The sequence below is a fragment of the Mesorhizobium sp. 43Arga genome (assembly GCF_053714255.1).
The window spans coordinates 173,376-187,409 of the sequence record NZ_JBSKBO010000010.1 but is presented as its reverse complement, the minus strand read 5'-3'; the positions used below and the strand labels follow the sequence as shown (position 1 = coordinate 187,409).

Sequence of the window (14,034 nt, the reverse complement as noted above, 5' to 3'; positions counted from 1 at the left end):
GCACCACGCGAGCGGCGCACCGGAATCGTCCTACTTCAGAAAGCCGTTCTTCTTTAGGAAGTCCTCGGCGACACCCTTGACCGGCTCGCCGCCAACCTGCACGCGACCGTTCAGTTCCTGCAGCGTGACGAGATCAAGCTTGGCGAAGACCGGCTTCAGCAACGTCTCGATCTCGGGATGTTGCTTGAGCACGGATTCGCGGATGATGGGCGCCGGCTGGTAGACCGGCTGCACGCCCTTGTCGTCCTCGAGCACGACAAGGCCGGAGGGCGCGATGCCGCCATCGGTGCCGTAGACCATGGCGGCATTGGCGCCGCTGGTCTGGTTGGCGGCCGCGGCGATGGTCGCCGCCGTGTCACCACCCGAAAGCGTGATCAGCTGATCCGGCTTCAGCGTGAAGCCGTAGGTGGTCTGGAAGGCCGGAAGGGCGGCCGCCGAATTGACGAACTCGGCGGAAGCCGCGAGCACCACCTTGCCGCCGCCGGCGACGTATTTGCCGAAGTCCGACAGCGTGACGAGCTTGTTCGCGTCCGTCACTTCCTTACGCAGGGCTATTGCCCAGGTGTTGTTTGCCGGCGCCGGCGACAGCCAGACGATCTTGTTGGCGTCGTAGTCGAGCTTCTTGGCCGTCTCATAGGCCTTGGCGGCGTCCTTCCACACGGGGTCATCGGCCTTCTCGAAGAAGAAGGCGGCGTTGCCGGTGTATTCGGGATAGATGTCGATCTCGCCGGCGGTGATCGCCTTGCGCACCACCGGCGTGCCGCCGAGTTGAATGCGGTCCGATGTCTTGATGTTGTTGGCGTTGAGAACGAGCTGGATGATGTTGCCGAGCACGCCGCCCTCGGTATCGATCTTCGAGGAGACGACCACCTGGGCACTGGCGGACGCTGCCGTGATGGCCAGCGCCAATGCCGCGCCAGCGAAAACCTTGACTGAAAACATCGTGAAAAACCCCTTGCTGAAAGCGAAATGCGGCGGCCGCATATGAGCATGGCTTCAACGGCCAGTCGGGGCACACGGTTTCATAACAATAGGTACGGACGCAATAATTTTGTTTCAGATCGGCAAATTCAACCGAAGCAATCCTGACAGCGTCATGTCAGATCGACAGCAGTTCGCGGATCAGGTGCGCGCGTTGCGCAGGGCCGTCCACTTGAGCGCGCCCAGCGCCACGAAGCAAAGAGCGGTGACCGGAAAGATCATCCAGTTCAGCATCTCCCAGCCCCAGGCGTTGTAGACCATGCCCGACAGCAGCGACGCGCAGGCGACGGAGCCGAACAGGACGAAGTCGTGGAAACCCTGCACCTTGCCCTTTTCCGACGGCCGGTAGCTGGCCGCGACCATGGCGGTGGCGCCGATGAAGCCGAAATTCCAGCCAAGGCCGAGCAGGATCAGGGACGTCCAGAATTGCCACAGCGCCAGGCCCGACAAGGCAACGGCAGCACAGCCGATGAGCAGGATCAGACCAATGGCGACGATGCGCTCGGCGCCACAGCGATGGATCAGCGAGCCGGTGAAGAAGCTCGGCGCGAACATCGCCATGACGTGCCAGGAAATGCCCAGCGTCGCATCATTCTCCGACAGGCCGCAGCCGACCATGGCCAAAGGCGCACCGGTCATCACGAAGCTCATCAGCGCATAACTGCCGACGGCGCAAAACAGCGCGGCGACGAAGCGCGGCCTGGTGACGATTTCGGACAGGGGCCTGGCATCGCCGCCGGAAACGTCAACCTTGCTCACCGCTTTTGCCGGCAGGCGCAGAAACGACAGGATAATCGCGCCCACGGCTGCCAGCGGCAGGATGGAGGCGAACGATCCGGCAAACATCACCGGTGCGAACAGTTCCCTGGTGAAGATGACGATCTGCGGCCCAAGGATGGCGGTGATGATGCCGCCGGCCAGCACGAAGGAGATGGCGCGCGCCTTGAACTGCGGCGGCGCGTTGTCGGCGGCGGCAAAGCGGAATTGCTGGACGAAGGCGCCGCCGATGCCGATCACCAGCAGCGCGAACGCGAACAACCAGAAACTGCCGTGGAAGAGCGCCAGTGTGGCAATCAGGCCGCCAAGGGCGGTGACGACGGTTCCGGTCATGAAGCCGCCGCGCTGGCCCAGGCGGCGGATGATGGCCGCGGCGGGCAAGGCGCCGAGCGCGACGCCGATGTTGAAGCCGGTGATCGGCGCCGTCGCCAACGATTTGTCGGCACCAAGCAGGTATTGGCCGGCCAGCGCGCCCATCGAAATGGCGATGGGCGCCGCCGAGCCGATGATCGCCTGCGATGCGGCGAGGATCAGCGCGGTGCGCCGCGCCTCCCTGCCCGTCTCGACGGCGATGGTCGTCACGATGAGTCCTTGCCACGCCCCTCGCCGCGCACACGGCGTGACACGCGGTCGAGCACGGCATTGACCAGCTTTGGCTCGTCGTCCTCGTAGAAGGCCTTGGCGATGTCGACATATTCCGAAACGATGACCGCCACCGGCACGTCTTCGCGCTTCATCAGTTCATAGACGCCGGCGCGCAGGATCGCGCGCAGCGTCGAATCGAGCCTCGACAGCGGCCAGTTATCGGTCAGCGCCTGGCGGATGACCGGATCGATTGTCTTCTGGTCCTCGACCACGCCGGTCAGGATGGCGCGGAACCATTGGGCATCCGCCTCGCGATAAAGCGCGCCGTCGACTTCCTTGCCAAGCCGGAACGCCTCATATTCGGCGGTGATCTCGAAGACGCCGCTGCCGGCGACATCCATCTGATAGAGCGCCTGCACGGCGGCCAGACGGGCGGCGCCCCGCTTGTTGGCATGGCGCATAGCAGGCTGTCCGGGCGAAGCGGGTTCGCTCACGATCGGGCTCCCAATTGTTCCTTCAGCGCGATCATGGTCAGCGCCGCACGCGCGGCAAAACCGCCCTTGTCGCCTTCCGAGCGCTTGGCCCGCGTCCATGCCTGGGCATCGTTCTCGGTGGTCAGGATGCCGTTGCCGATGCAGACAGAGTCCTGCACGGACAGGTCCATCAGCGCGCGGCTGGATTCATTGGCGACGATGTCGAAGTGATAGGTATCGCCACGGATGATCGTGCCGAGCGCGACAAAACCATCGTAATTTGTGCCGCCTTCCGCCGCGCCGTCCAGCGCGAAGGTGATCACCGCGGGAATTTCGAGCGAACCTGGAACGGTGACGACGTCGTAAGTCGCGCCCGCTTCATCGAGCGCGCTCGTCGCGCCGTCGAGCAGCGCGTCGGCAAGGTCGTCGTGAAAGCGCGCTTCGACAATCAGCAGATGCGCCTTCGCCTTCGGACGAATGAAGGCTTTGCCGTGTTGGGATGTACCAGCCATAAAAGTCTCCGGGGGGTTGCCGGTGACTTAGGCCGAAGCCGGATTGATCGCAAGCGGAAGATTGGGATGGACGCCAGTCCTATCGATCCTCTCGCGTATGCCACAGGCGCAACACAGAAATTATCGTGTCCTGTATTTCGTAGCGAATTTCGTAGCTGCCCACCAAAATGCGGCGCACTTCTCGTGGCTCGAACTCTTCCAGTTTCTCGCCGATACGCGGATACTCCACCAACCGTGCCGGTGCGGCAGTAAGCGCCTGCACAGCACGGGCGGCGGCCGGGCCATTTGTCGGCGCGAGAAAATCATGGAGCCGGACCAAGTCGGACAAAGCCTTGTTGGTCCATTTCAACTCCATCAACGAGGCACCGGCAGCGGCTTGTCGGTGCCAAGACTCTCAGCCCACGCCTGCACGGCCTGATGGTCGATGACCCGTCCTGCATCCACATCGGCCAATGCTTCAAGCGTGAGCCGTCGGCGCTCCTCCTCCAAATCCACCCAAGCGGAAAGAGCTTGTTTGACGATCCAGCCGCGCGGGCGCTCAAGGCGAGCAGCAAGCTGATCTACCTTTTCTGCCAGCGGCAGCGGAACATGAGCGGTGATTACTTTTGTATCCATCCATGCCTCACAATCAGACTTAATCATAGCGATTAAAACTGATTAGTCGAGATCGAAGCTCAGACCTTAGCGCTCAAAGCCCCTCTTTCGCCGCCTCCGCAAGGCGCGCGGCGTAGCGGGCCATGGTGTCGATCTCGAAATTGACGCGGTCGCCGGCCCGGCGCTCGCCCCAGGTGGTGACAGTCAGCGAGTGGTGGATCAACAACACGTCGAAGCGGGCGCCCTCCACCTTGTTGACAGTGAGCGAGGTGCCGTCGAGTGCGACGGAGCCCTTTGGCGCGATGAATTTGGCCAGATGGCGCGGCGCCTCCAGCGTGAAGCGCACCGCGTCGCCCTCGTCCTTGCGCTCGACGATCTCCGCGGTGCCGTCGACATGACCCGACACGATGTGGCCGCCGAGTTCGTCACCGATCTTCAGCGCCCGCTCGAGATTGACCTTGGTGCCGGATTTCCAGCGCGAAGCCGTGGTCAGCCGCAAGGCCTCTTCCCAGGCCTCGACCTCGAACCAGCGCGCGTTCGAGCCATGGTCGGGAAGCGCCGTGACCGTCAGGCAGACGCCGCCGCACGAGATCGAGGCGCCGATGGCGATGGTTTCGGGGTCATAGGCCGTATCGATGCGCAGGCCGACGCCTTCGCTGAGCGGCTTGACGGACGCGACGGTGCCGATATCGGTGACAATTCCGGTGAACATCGATGCTGATCCCTACATGCCGAAAAGTGTGAAGCGGTTTTCTCGGACAAACGGGCACCGTTTGTCCAGACATCACGTTCTATCTCTTTGATTTGGAGCCGGATTCAGATTTCAGGTCGACTCGACCTGAAATCATCCGGCTCTAGAGGTCTCTTACCCACTCGGCGTAGCTGTCCTCGCCGAAGCGCATCTCGCGCAGTTTGCGGAAGCCTGCCGGGATATGGTCAGCATCGACCGGCGATGCAATGCCATCCTGGCCGATCGCCTCCGGCCCCTGGAACAACACGATACGGTCGACCAGATCTTCGTCGAGGAATGCCTTGGCGACCTGGGCGCCGCCCTCGACCAGCACGCTTGCCATGCCGAGTGCCGCCAGGTCTTCTAGCAATTCCGGCAGGGCGACGACGCCGTCATGGGTTTCCGTGCCGATGAAGCGTACGCCGGCGCGTTCGAGTGCGGAGCGACGGTGCGGATCGGCTTCAAGACAGGCAGCGACATAGAGCGGCACGCGGTCGACACCGGAAACCAGCTTCGAGGCTTCCGGCAGCCGGATCTGGCGATCGAGGATGATGCGCGCCGGCGAACGGTTTTCCAGCCCAGGCAGGCGCACGGTCAGCGCCGGATCGTCTTCCAGCGCCGTGCCGATGCCAATCAGTATGGCATCGGACTCCGCGCGCATCAAATAGACGTCGCGGCGCGCGATCTCGCCGGTGATCGCAACCTGGCCGGCGCCTTTCCTGCCGATCTTGCCGTCGTTCGAAAGCGCAAGCTTAAGCGTCACTTCCGGACGTTTTCGCAGGGATCGAATCAAATAGCCCGCCATCTGCTCGGCGGCTTCCGTGGCCAGAACCTTCTCCACCACCTCGATGCCGGCGGCACGCAGGATGGCATAGCCCTTGCCGGAGACGCGCGGATCCGGATCGCTGGCGGCCCCCACGACGCGCGCAATGCCGGCATTGACCAGGGCGTTGGCGCAAGGCGGGGTGCGGCCGTGATGGGCGCAGGGTTCTAGCGTGACATAGGCGGTGGCGCCACGCGCCAGTTCGCCGGCCTCGGCCAGCGCCTCGGTCTCGGCATGCGGCCGGCCGCCAATGGCTGTGACACCGGTACCGACGATCATCGGCCCCTCGCCGTCATCGCGCACGATCAGCGTGCCGACGGAAGGGTTGGTGGAGGTGCGGCCGGCATTCCTGCGCGAAAGCCGCAAGGCGGCGGCCATGAAACGGCGATCAAGGGCCGCTTGTTCGGCCTCGCTCGGTTGCGATGCTACCATGCTCAGCCGGCGTCCTCTTCACTCTTGTCTTCGTCGCCCTTCAACTCGCCCAGCAATTCGTGGAAATCCTTGGCCTCGCGGAAATTGCGGTAGACCGAGGCAAAACGCACATAGGCGACGTCATCGAGCGACTTCAGCGCCTCCATGACCAGCCGGCCGACCTCGCCGGAGGCCACTTCCGTCTCGCCGGAGCTTTCGAGCTGGCGCACGATGCCGGTCACCGCGCGGTCGATGCGTTCGGGATCGACATTGCGCTTGCGCACCGCGATCTCGACCGAGCGCAGCAGCTTGTCGCGGTCGAACGGCACTTTCCGGCCCGATTTCTTGACCACGACCAGATCGCGCAACTGCACGCGCTCGAAGGTGGTGAAACGGCCGCCGCAGTCGGGGCAGACACGCCTTCTGCGGATCGCCGCGCCGTCTTCGGCGGGGCGCGAATCCTTCACCTGCGTATCTTCGGACTGGCAATAGGGACAGCGCATGGAGAGCCTTGGGTTCGCGAATCTGGTGAGGCGAAAGGCTTAGAGCCTTTCCGACCGGGATTGAAGCCGTTCCGTCTCTTCAACGGACTGCCGCACAGAGATAGCGAGGCGCAAGGAAGATTGCCAGCGCGGCGGCCAGCCAGACGGCGATGCCGCTCGCGACGGCCAGGCAATAGTCGACCTTGTCGATGAATAACCAGCAGGCGCCGAGGAAGGCAAGGTAGGCGGGAATTGTCTTCATCCCGGCAAGGCAGGCATAGCGGAAATCGCCCGCATCGCCCTTGGCGCCGACGGCGAGCAAGGCAATGACGGCAAAGGTCGGCGCCAGCGGCGGGATACCTGGCAGGACATTGCCCGTTTGGACGCCCAGACGATCAGCGCCGTCACCAGCCGCCGACCTTCCAGACAATGTCCATGCGCGGTCCCTACCGCGACCGAGCCGTCACGGCGCGACGTCCTTGGTCGGGAAGCCGCAAGACGTCCCGAGGTTGCGGTAGGCCTTGGTGAAGCCGTCCATCGGGATGCTGGCGAAGGCCTGCTTGCCGAAAGCCACGTCGAGCGAGACGACCTGACGCATGGCTCGCAGCAGCGCGAGACTGGTCTTGGCTTGATTGTCGACCGTCCAGCTCGGACGGCCGATGCCGGCATCGTTGGAATAGACCGTCGCCGAAACCTTGACGCCGGGATCGCCGAACGTTGCCGCGATCTTCTTGCCGGTCGGCAGTTGCTTGTTGTCGACGGTGAGCATGATGGCCGGATAGGCATCAGGCGGCAGCGCATCGCCGGTCGAGATCGACAAGGTCAGCGTGCCCGAATTGCCGCTCGCATCGAAGAACGCCGTCGAAGCCGCGCAGGTCTTGTGCGCATCCTGGCCGGTGTCGAGTGTATCGACCATGGTTGTCCATCGGCCGAAGGTGCTCGTGGCAGGCATGTCCGGAGCGGGCTGTGTCTGCGCCGAAACAGGCCCACAGATGGCCAGCCAGCCGACAGCGCCGAGTGAGGCGATACGAAAATTGCGCATCATCGTTTCTCCAGTTCCATGCGCCACCCGATCAGGGGTGGCGCCGACGGCGGATAAAAGATGACGCTTCGCGCCTGGTCAATCGCTAAGGACGTTCAGCCAAGGTAAGGATAGAGCGGAAAACGATCGGTCAACGCCACGACCTTGGCCTTGACCGCTGCCTCGACCGCGGCATTGCCCTCGTCGGAATTGGCGACCTTGAGACCATCCAGCACTTCGGCGATCAGCTTGCCGATCTCGCGGAATTCGGCCTGGCCAAAGCCGCGCGTGGTGCCGGCCGGAGTGCCGAGACGCACGCCCGAGGTGACGAAGGGCTTTTCCGGGTCGAAGGGAATGCCATTCTTGTTGCAAGTGATGTTGGCGCGGCCAAGGGCTGCCTCGGCGCGCTTGCCGGTGGCGTTCTTGGGGCGCAAATCGACCAGCATCAGATGGTTGTCGGTACCGCCGGAGACGATGTCGAGGCCCGTTTCCTTGAGGCTCGAAGCCAGCGCCTTGGCGTTGGCGGCCACACTCTCGGCATAGACCTTGAAGCTCGGCTTAAGCGCCTCGCCGAAGGCCACGGCCTTGGCGGCGATGACATGCATCAGCGGTCCGCCCTGCAGGCCGGGGAACACCGCCGAGTTCATCTTCTTGGCAATGTCTTCGTCGTTGCACAGGATCATGCCGCCGCGCGGGCCGCGCAGCGACTTGTGCGTGGTGGTCGTCACCACATGGGCGTGCGGCAATGGCGAGGGATGCACGCCGCCGGCGACGAGGCCCGCAATATGCGCCATGTCGACCATCAGATAGGCGCCGACCGCATCCGCGATCTCGCGAAAGCGCTTCCAGTCCCAGATGCGTGAATAGGCGGTGCCGCCGGCCAGGATCAGCTTCGGCTTGGTCTCATGCGCGGTCTTTTCGATGGCGTCCATGTCGAGCAGATGGTCTTCCTTGCGCACGCCGTAGGAGACGACCTTGAACCACTTGCCGCTCATGTTGACCGGCGAGCCGTGGGTGAGATGGCCACCGGAATTGAGGTCGAGGCCCATAAAGGTGTCGCCGGGCTGCAGCAGCGCCAGGAACACCGCCTGGTTCATCTGGCTGCCGGAGTTCGGCTGGACGTTGGCGAAATTGCAGCCGAACAGCTTCTTTGCCCGCTCGATGGCCAGCTCCTCGGCCACGTCGACGAACTGGCAGCCGCCATAGTAGCGCTTCCCCGGATAGCCCTCGGCGTATTTGTTGGTCATGATCGATCCCTGCGCCTCGAGCACCGCGCGGGAAACGATGTTTTCCGAGGCGATCAGCTCGATCTCGTGGCGCTGGCGGCCAAGCTCGTTGCGGATGGCGCCGAAAATCTCCGGATCGGCGTCTTCCAGCGTGGTTTCGAAGAAGGATTCGAATTTGTTCGACGCTGCCGCTGCTGTTGCCATGGCCTGAAATCCTCCGGTTCGGGGCAATTTGTCCATGCTTATCGTTGCCCCAAAACCGCTGCGCACTTTTGGGCGACACGCATTGCCGCGCCATTAACACAGTTGTTTTCGACCCGCCACGTTTGCGGCGCGAAATTTGCTGGCCGGTTTGCGGCAGAGACTGCAAATCCGCAGCCGCCCAAGCATCGCCGGTCCTATTTCCGTGTCTGCCTGCCGTTCAAAAGGGCTTCCGTAAGGGTGATCTCGGTGAACAGCGCCCGCGCGGTGTGGTCGTTGATCTCGCCACGGCGAAGCATGGCGCGCAACGCGTCACGCTCTGCGGCGATGCCGGCGAGCCTCAGGTCGATCTCCAACCTTCCCGCCTCGCGCATCTCGGCGCGCGCCTCATCGGCCTCGTCGGAGGCCGCGATGCGGCGCCGATAGGCAGCGACAATACCGTTGGCGGCGGCGAGCTTGAGGCCGGGCACATCGCCCTCCTCTTCATCGGTCTGCGCGATGCTTTCGAGGTGGGCGATCGCCGCCTTCGCCGCGCCGACACGCGCCATGCGTTCCTCGGCGGCGCCGGCGTCTTCCCCGGGCTCGACCAGGCCGCGCGCGATCACCGGCAAGGCCAGGCTGGCGATCAACAGGGAGCAGATGATGACGCCGGCGGCAAGGAAGATGACCAGGTCGCGCGCGGGGAATGGCGAGCCGTCCTGCAAGGCCAGCGGCAGCGACAATATGCCGGCCAGTGTGATGGCTCCGCGCACACCAGCCACCGATCCGGCGAGCCGCACGCGCAGGCCGAACGGCTCAGCCTTGCGCTTGCCGAGCCGCGCCGCAAAACCCGCCGTGATGTCGCCAATCCAGATCCAGACGAAGCGGAGCGCGATCAGGCAAAGGGTCAGCAGCAGAACCGTCAGCACCGGCTCAAAAAGCCAATGGCGGCTGGACAGCTCGGGCGGAACCTTGCGGATGATCTCGGGAAGCTGAAGGCCAAGCACGATGAACAGCGCGCCGTTGAAGACGAAGGAAAACGTCGTCCACAGCGCGATCGTCTGCATGCGCGCCGAGACGCCGAGAAAGCGGAATATGCCGGTGCTCCCGGTCAAGAGACCGGCGGTCACCGCCGCCAGGATGCCCGAGGCCCCGAAGTGCTCGGCGCCGAGATAGGCGACGAAGGGAAGCAGGATGGTGATCAGCACCTGCGCCTCGGCCGGCACGCCGCCGATGCGGTTCAAGAGTTGCAGCGCCTTGGCGGCGACGAACAAGGCCGCCACGCCGGCCAGGATGCCGCCCCCCACGGCGTAGAGAAAACTCAGCGAAGCGGCGGCAAAGGAAAAGCTGCCGGTCAATGCCGCGGCGACGGCAAAACGGAACATGACCAGACCCGACGCATCGTTGAGCAGGGACTCGCCTTCCAGAATGTGCATCAGCCGCGCCGGGACGACGTTCCTGTCGACGATCGAGGAGACGGCCACCGCATCGGTCGGCGACAACACCGCCGCGAGCGCGAAGGCAACGACCAGCGGAATGCTCGGCACCAGCCAGTGCAAGGCATAGCCGAAACCGACAATGGTGAAGAAGACGAGGCCGATGGCGAGGTCGAGGATCGGCCCGCGCAGTGCCATCAGTTCGCGCTTGGGTGCGCCGAAGGCGTCGCTGAACAGCAGCGGTGGAATGAACACCAGCAGGAACAGTTCCGGATCGATCTCGACATGGATGCCGCGCACCGGCCAGGCAAGGGCAGCGCCTATGGCGATCTGCAAGACCGGCAGCGGCAGCCGCACCAACCGCACCAGCGCGCCGGAAACGGCGACGAAGACCAGCACGACGAGGACGAAGATGGCGGCTTGCATGGCGCGATTCCGGCTGTTTGGCGAACCATGCGCAATCGTCGGCGTCGCGTCCAGACAGCGCCGACGGCAACGGCGCACGGGCAGCAGACCCGTATTAACGGCATCGAGCTGATTACAGAAAGAGGCCGGCACCTGGCGTCAGCGCAGAGCTGCCTAGGGGCACCAGGTGGCCGGCCGCACGCCGCCCCCCAACGGTCGGCGTGCGTATGCAGAGCGCCAGCGTCCAGATATTCGCACGTGAGTGCCGGATGCCGGCGCTGCTCCTCTTCTGGATAATCGATCATCGTCCAGCATCAACCTCCCGATAGCGCGGGGTTGACAGATGGCTTGCACCGGGCTGCCGCCTTGCAGCTGACATACGGCTGTGCCACGCTGCATGACGGCTGGCGAGCGGGGGGTTCGATCGATGCTGTCACGGATCCTGGCACATGCCGAAGCGGCCTTGACGTCGGAAACGGCCGAGGACGCAAGCACCGCCTATTTCGCGGCGATGGAAAGCTTCGGCGCTTCCTATCTGCAGACCCGCCTCTATCGAAGGCCGTCAACGACGCTGACTTCGGCCAGCCATTGGGCGGCCGGCGGCTTCATCACGCGGCTGGCGCCGGCGGACTGGCCCGGCAGCCCGGCATTCGATTATGTCTGTTTCGAGTGCAATCCGCTGCTGGGCGCGATCCGCGAAAACCGCACGCGCTACCGCTTCTCCGATTTTGCCCCCCGCGACAGCACGCAATTCGGTACCTACTGGGAGGCGCTCGGCGAAGCCGGGATCAATGACGCACTGTGTTCCACTTCCTATGGCGCCGACGGTGCCATAGCCTCGCTGCATCTCGGTTTCCACCAACGCGACTTCACCGGTGAAGAGAGCTTTGCCATCCAGATGGCCGGCCTCGTGCTGACGGAACGGCTGATGAGCCTGACGACGCCACCGCCCACCGCCATCGTCCGGCTGACGGCGCGCGAGCGCGACAGCCTGGCGCTTGTCGCCGAAGGCAAGACGGATTGGGAAATCTCGGTCATTCTCGGCATTGCCGAAGCGACGGTGCGCTTCCATGTCGACAATGCCAGGCGCAAACTCGGCGCCGTCAACCGCGCGCAAGCGGTGGCGCGGCTGGTCAACCAGCGGCTGATCTAACGATCCCGCAAACAAAAAAGGCCGCCCCTTCGAGCGGCCTTTCGTCAGAATTATCAGTCTCTTAGAGCGACGAGGTAATCTGCAGTTCGCTGGCGCCGTCGAGCGCGTAGACGTCGTCGCGGAACTGCACGACGCCCGGCGCCGTCGACCAGGCCGAGAGATAAAGGAAGTGGACCGGAACCGGATTGGTGACCTGGATCGGCGTATTCTCGCCCGTCTTGATCGCCGCCTCGAAATGCTGACGGTCCCAGCCCGGCGTGTCGCGCAGGATCCAGGTGACGAGGTCGCGCACATTCTGCACGCGCACGCAGCCCGAGGAATCGAAACGCATCATCTTGCCGAACAGGCTCTGCTGCGGCGTATCGTGCATGTAGACGCCGTCGGGGCTGGGGAAATTGATCTTGACCGAGGCCATCGCGTTGCCCGCCCCCGGATCCTGGCGGAAGCGATATTTGGCGGCGTCGTCGGTCGACCAGTCGACAGTGAGCGGATCGACCTCGCTGCCGTCCGGCGCGAACAGGCGGATATGGCTGTCCTTCAGATAATCGGGGTTCTTGCGCATCAGCGGAATGATGTCCTTGCGCACAATCGAGACCGGCGCGTTCCAGTACGGATTGACGATGATCTCGTTGATCTTGGAATTGACGATCGGCGTCTGGCGATCGATCTTGCCGACGATCGCGGTGTGGCGGAGCACGACCCGGTCATTCTCGACCGCTTCGATCTGTGCGGCCGGAATGTCGACCAGCACATAGCGGCTGCCGAGCGTGCCGGCCTTCTCCTTCAGCCGCTGCAGATTGGTCTGCAACTGGCCCAGCCGGACCTGCGCCGAAACATTCATCGCCGCATAGGTGTATTTGCCCATGGAGCCGTCAGCCGGCAAGCCATGGCGCAACTGGAACCGCTTGACGGCCGAATCGACATAGGAATCGAAGGCTGTCGAAATACCGGCGCTCTGCGACAGGTCGCCCGCAACCATCAGGCGCTTGCGCAACGGCACCACATCCGGGTCATCGACGCCGAGTTCCAGTTTCTTGGTCGCGGGAACCTCTACCCAGCCGCCCTGCCCAACAATATTCTGATATTGCGCGACCGCCTGTTCGGTGAACGCAACGGTCTGCGGGCTGAAGATCGGCAGCGTCGAGGCCACCTTGCCGCCTTCGCTGGCGCGGGCGTCGAACTGGTCGTCCCAATTGCCGCGGGCCGAGGATTTCAGGATATCCCCGATCACATCCTGCGCGCTCGCACGGCCGGCCACCATGGCGGCGGCGAGTAACGAGGCTCCGGAAAGGAAAAAGCGGCGGCTGGTTCTCATGGACGTTCCAGACATTCTTGTAGCATTCGATCAAGGGGCTATTTGCCCGCACTCTAAAGTTGGCAATCTTAACAATTAGCCAACCATGTCCGCATCGGTCGGCCACAAACGCGTGACGCACCATCCGGTTCCGGGTGAACGCACGGCCTTGACCGCAGCATCACCGGCATCCTCGGTTCCATTGGAATATGGCGGCAACGTGGCCTTGGCCCGCAATTTGCTTCGGCCGTCCGCACGAAAAGAAATGTACGTGCCATTTCGGTACCGATCCGCGATAGCCGGCCGTGACATCGACCAATGAACCACACGCTCTTGATGGTATGCTGACTGGCCAGTCCAACGCGAGGAACGATCCCATGCTTGGTGTCCTGTCAGTCGTCGCGGCCTTCGCCTTGGCCGGAGGCCCGAACGGCAGCCCCCCGACGCCGGAGGAAACGGTTGCCTATTTCGTGCACGGCCTGGAACGGGGCGCGATCCCCAAATACGGGCAGCAGGCCGATGAACCGCTCAAGCAGGTGTCCAGATCGCCGGCGATCTTTACCAGTACTGGCCCGAACGAGGTTGGCGACAGAACTGAAACGCTGAGGTTCATCGTCACCCGGCTGGACGATTGCACCTACAGAGCCGAACAGCAGTTTGAGGAGGACGGCGCCATCTACTACCGCCTGACCTACGAACTGCGGCTTGGCGGCGTAACCGGCGTGTCGTTCGACAATCCGCCTGCAACCATCGCGCTGAAGGGACTAATGAAGATATGCACGACCGACACCGAGGGCAGTTGCGACCTGACGCGTGAGCCCGAAACGATCGGTCCGTTCTTCGGCGAGCCAGGCCAGGCCGAACAGGCGCTTGCCTACTTCCACGAGGAATTCTGCCCGCTGAAGCCGTAGGCCCAAAAAGAAAGGGCCGATGCCTTTCGGCACCGGCCTT

16 protein-coding genes are annotated in these 14,034 nt (G+C 63.6%); 2 read left to right on the top strand and 14 right to left on the bottom strand.

The window, feature by feature from the left end; all coding sequences use genetic code 11:
• Window positions 1-30: 30 nt before the first annotated feature.
• From osmF to ACWGS8_RS28595, 13 genes are all read right to left on the bottom strand, one after another.
• Window positions 31-942, bottom strand: a complete 912-nt coding sequence (osmF, locus tag ACWGS8_RS28655; RefSeq protein ID WP_454584079.1) for a glycine betaine ABC transporter substrate-binding protein OsmF — start codon at window positions 940-942, stop codon at window positions 31-33.
• A 180-nt stretch (window positions 943-1,122) separates the two neighbouring features.
• Complete coding sequence (locus tag ACWGS8_RS28650) at window positions 1,123-2,340, bottom strand: MFS transporter (protein WP_454584078.1); 1,218 nt, start codon at window positions 2,338-2,340, stop codon at window positions 1,123-1,125.
• On the bottom strand, window positions 2,337-2,837 hold the full coding sequence (nusB, locus tag ACWGS8_RS28645) for a transcription antitermination factor NusB (protein ID WP_454584077.1): 501 nt from the start codon (window positions 2,835-2,837) through the stop codon (window positions 2,337-2,339). Before nusB ends, ACWGS8_RS28650 begins: the two co-directional genes overlap by 4 nt.
• Window positions 2,834-3,328: a 6,7-dimethyl-8-ribityllumazine synthase gene (ribH, locus tag ACWGS8_RS28640; RefSeq protein ID WP_284278656.1), complete on the bottom strand. Its 495-nt coding sequence runs from the start codon at window positions 3,326-3,328 to the stop codon at window positions 2,834-2,836. Before ribH ends, nusB begins: the two co-directional genes overlap by 4 nt.
• Before the next feature lie 79 nt (window positions 3,329-3,407).
• On the bottom strand, window positions 3,408-3,683 hold the full coding sequence (locus ACWGS8_RS28635) for a type II toxin-antitoxin system RelE/ParE family toxin (protein WP_454584076.1): 276 nt from the start codon (window positions 3,681-3,683) through the stop codon (window positions 3,408-3,410).
• On the bottom strand, window positions 3,683-3,943 hold the full coding sequence (locus ACWGS8_RS28630; protein ID WP_140767921.1) for a CopG family ribbon-helix-helix protein: 261 nt from the start codon (window positions 3,941-3,943) through the stop codon (window positions 3,683-3,685). Before ACWGS8_RS28630 ends, ACWGS8_RS28635 begins: the two co-directional genes overlap by 1 nt.
• 73 nt (window positions 3,944-4,016) lie before the next feature.
• Complete coding sequence (locus ACWGS8_RS28625) at window positions 4,017-4,634, bottom strand: riboflavin synthase (RefSeq protein WP_454584075.1); 618 nt, start codon at window positions 4,632-4,634, stop codon at window positions 4,017-4,019.
• A 142-nt stretch (window positions 4,635-4,776) separates the two neighbouring features.
• Window positions 4,777-5,907 (bottom strand): bifunctional diaminohydroxyphosphoribosylaminopyrimidine deaminase/5-amino-6-(5-phosphoribosylamino)uracil reductase RibD, encoded by a 1,131-nt coding sequence (ribD, locus tag ACWGS8_RS28620; protein WP_454584074.1) that lies wholly within the window; start codon window positions 5,905-5,907, stop codon window positions 4,777-4,779.
• Window positions 5,908-5,909: 2 nt separating this feature from the next.
• Entirely contained in the window at window positions 5,910-6,389 is a 480-nt protein-coding gene (gene nrdR / locus ACWGS8_RS28615) for a transcriptional regulator NrdR (protein ID WP_010915593.1), read from the bottom strand.
• A gap of 79 nt (window positions 6,390-6,468) precedes the next feature.
• Window positions 6,469-6,798 (bottom strand): GlpM family protein, encoded by a 330-nt coding sequence (locus tag ACWGS8_RS28610; RefSeq protein ID WP_454584073.1) that lies wholly within the window; start codon window positions 6,796-6,798, stop codon window positions 6,469-6,471.
• A gap of 33 nt (window positions 6,799-6,831) precedes the next feature.
• Window positions 6,832-7,410: a hypothetical protein gene (locus tag ACWGS8_RS28605; RefSeq protein WP_454584072.1), complete on the bottom strand. Its 579-nt coding sequence runs from the start codon at window positions 7,408-7,410 to the stop codon at window positions 6,832-6,834.
• A gap of 95 nt (window positions 7,411-7,505) precedes the next feature.
• On the bottom strand, window positions 7,506-8,819 hold the full coding sequence (glyA, locus tag ACWGS8_RS28600) for a serine hydroxymethyltransferase (RefSeq protein ID WP_019857608.1): 1,314 nt from the start codon (window positions 8,817-8,819) through the stop codon (window positions 7,506-7,508).
• A gap of 194 nt (window positions 8,820-9,013) precedes the next feature.
• Window positions 9,014-10,657 (bottom strand): Na+/H+ antiporter, encoded by a 1,644-nt coding sequence (locus tag ACWGS8_RS28595; RefSeq protein WP_454584071.1) that lies wholly within the window; start codon window positions 10,655-10,657, stop codon window positions 9,014-9,016.
• 406 nt (window positions 10,658-11,063) lie between these two features.
• On the opposite strand from ACWGS8_RS28595, the gene ACWGS8_RS28590 reads away from it, so the two are divergent.
• Window positions 11,064-11,789 (top strand): helix-turn-helix domain-containing protein, encoded by a 726-nt coding sequence (locus ACWGS8_RS28590; protein WP_454584070.1) that lies wholly within the window; start codon window positions 11,064-11,066, stop codon window positions 11,787-11,789.
• Window positions 11,790-11,850: 61 nt separating this feature from the next.
• Here the strand turns inward: ACWGS8_RS28590 and ACWGS8_RS28585 are convergent, their stop codons facing one another.
• Window positions 11,851-13,104: a L,D-transpeptidase family protein gene (locus ACWGS8_RS28585; RefSeq protein ID WP_454584069.1), complete on the bottom strand. Its 1,254-nt coding sequence runs from the start codon at window positions 13,102-13,104 to the stop codon at window positions 11,851-11,853.
• A 356-nt stretch (window positions 13,105-13,460) separates the two neighbouring features.
• Here ACWGS8_RS28585 and ACWGS8_RS28580 point away from each other — a divergent pair, with 356 nt between their 5' ends.
• Window positions 13,461-13,994 carry a hypothetical protein gene (locus ACWGS8_RS28580; RefSeq protein WP_454584068.1) on the top strand — a complete coding sequence of 178 codons (534 nt, stop codon included), beginning with the start codon at window positions 13,461-13,463 and terminating at the stop codon, window positions 13,992-13,994.
• Window positions 13,995-14,034: the final 40 nt, after the last annotated feature.

Excerpts from the sequence above, each read along its gene's own strand:
- ACWGS8_RS28630 (WP_140767921.1), bottom strand. The coding sequence starts at position 3,943 with ATGGATACAAAAGTAATCACCGCTCATGTTCCGCTGCCGCTGGCAGAA.
- ribD (WP_454584074.1), bottom strand. The coding sequence starts at position 5,907 with ATGGTAGCATCGCAACCGAGCGAGGCCGAACAAGCGGCCCTTGATCGC.
- ribH (WP_284278656.1), bottom strand. The coding sequence starts at position 3,328 with ATGGCTGGTACATCCCAACACGGCAAAGCCTTCATTCGTCCGAAGGCG.
- ACWGS8_RS28590 (WP_454584070.1), top strand. The coding sequence starts at position 11,064 with ATGCTGTCACGGATCCTGGCACATGCCGAAGCGGCCTTGACGTCGGAA.
- ACWGS8_RS28605 (WP_454584072.1), bottom strand. The coding sequence starts at position 7,410 with ATGCGCAATTTTCGTATCGCCTCACTCGGCGCTGTCGGCTGGCTGGCC.
- glyA (WP_019857608.1), bottom strand. The coding sequence starts at position 8,819 with ATGGCAACAGCAGCGGCAGCGTCGAACAAATTCGAATCCTTCTTCGAA.
- osmF (WP_454584079.1), bottom strand. The coding sequence starts at position 942 with ATGTTTTCAGTCAAGGTTTTCGCTGGCGCGGCATTGGCGCTGGCCATC.
- nrdR (WP_010915593.1), bottom strand. The coding sequence starts at position 6,389 with ATGCGCTGTCCCTATTGCCAGTCCGAAGATACGCAGGTGAAGGATTCG.
- ACWGS8_RS28625 (WP_454584075.1), bottom strand. The coding sequence starts at position 4,634 with ATGTTCACCGGAATTGTCACCGATATCGGCACCGTCGCGTCCGTCAAG.
- ACWGS8_RS28595 (WP_454584071.1), bottom strand. The coding sequence starts at position 10,657 with ATGCAAGCCGCCATCTTCGTCCTCGTCGTGCTGGTCTTCGTCGCCGTT.
- ACWGS8_RS28585 (WP_454584069.1), bottom strand. The coding sequence starts at position 13,104 with ATGAGAACCAGCCGCCGCTTTTTCCTTTCCGGAGCCTCGTTACTCGCC.
- ACWGS8_RS28580 (WP_454584068.1), top strand. The coding sequence starts at position 13,461 with ATGCTTGGTGTCCTGTCAGTCGTCGCGGCCTTCGCCTTGGCCGGAGGC.
- ACWGS8_RS28635 (WP_454584076.1), bottom strand. The coding sequence starts at position 3,683 with ATGGAGTTGAAATGGACCAACAAGGCTTTGTCCGACTTGGTCCGGCTC.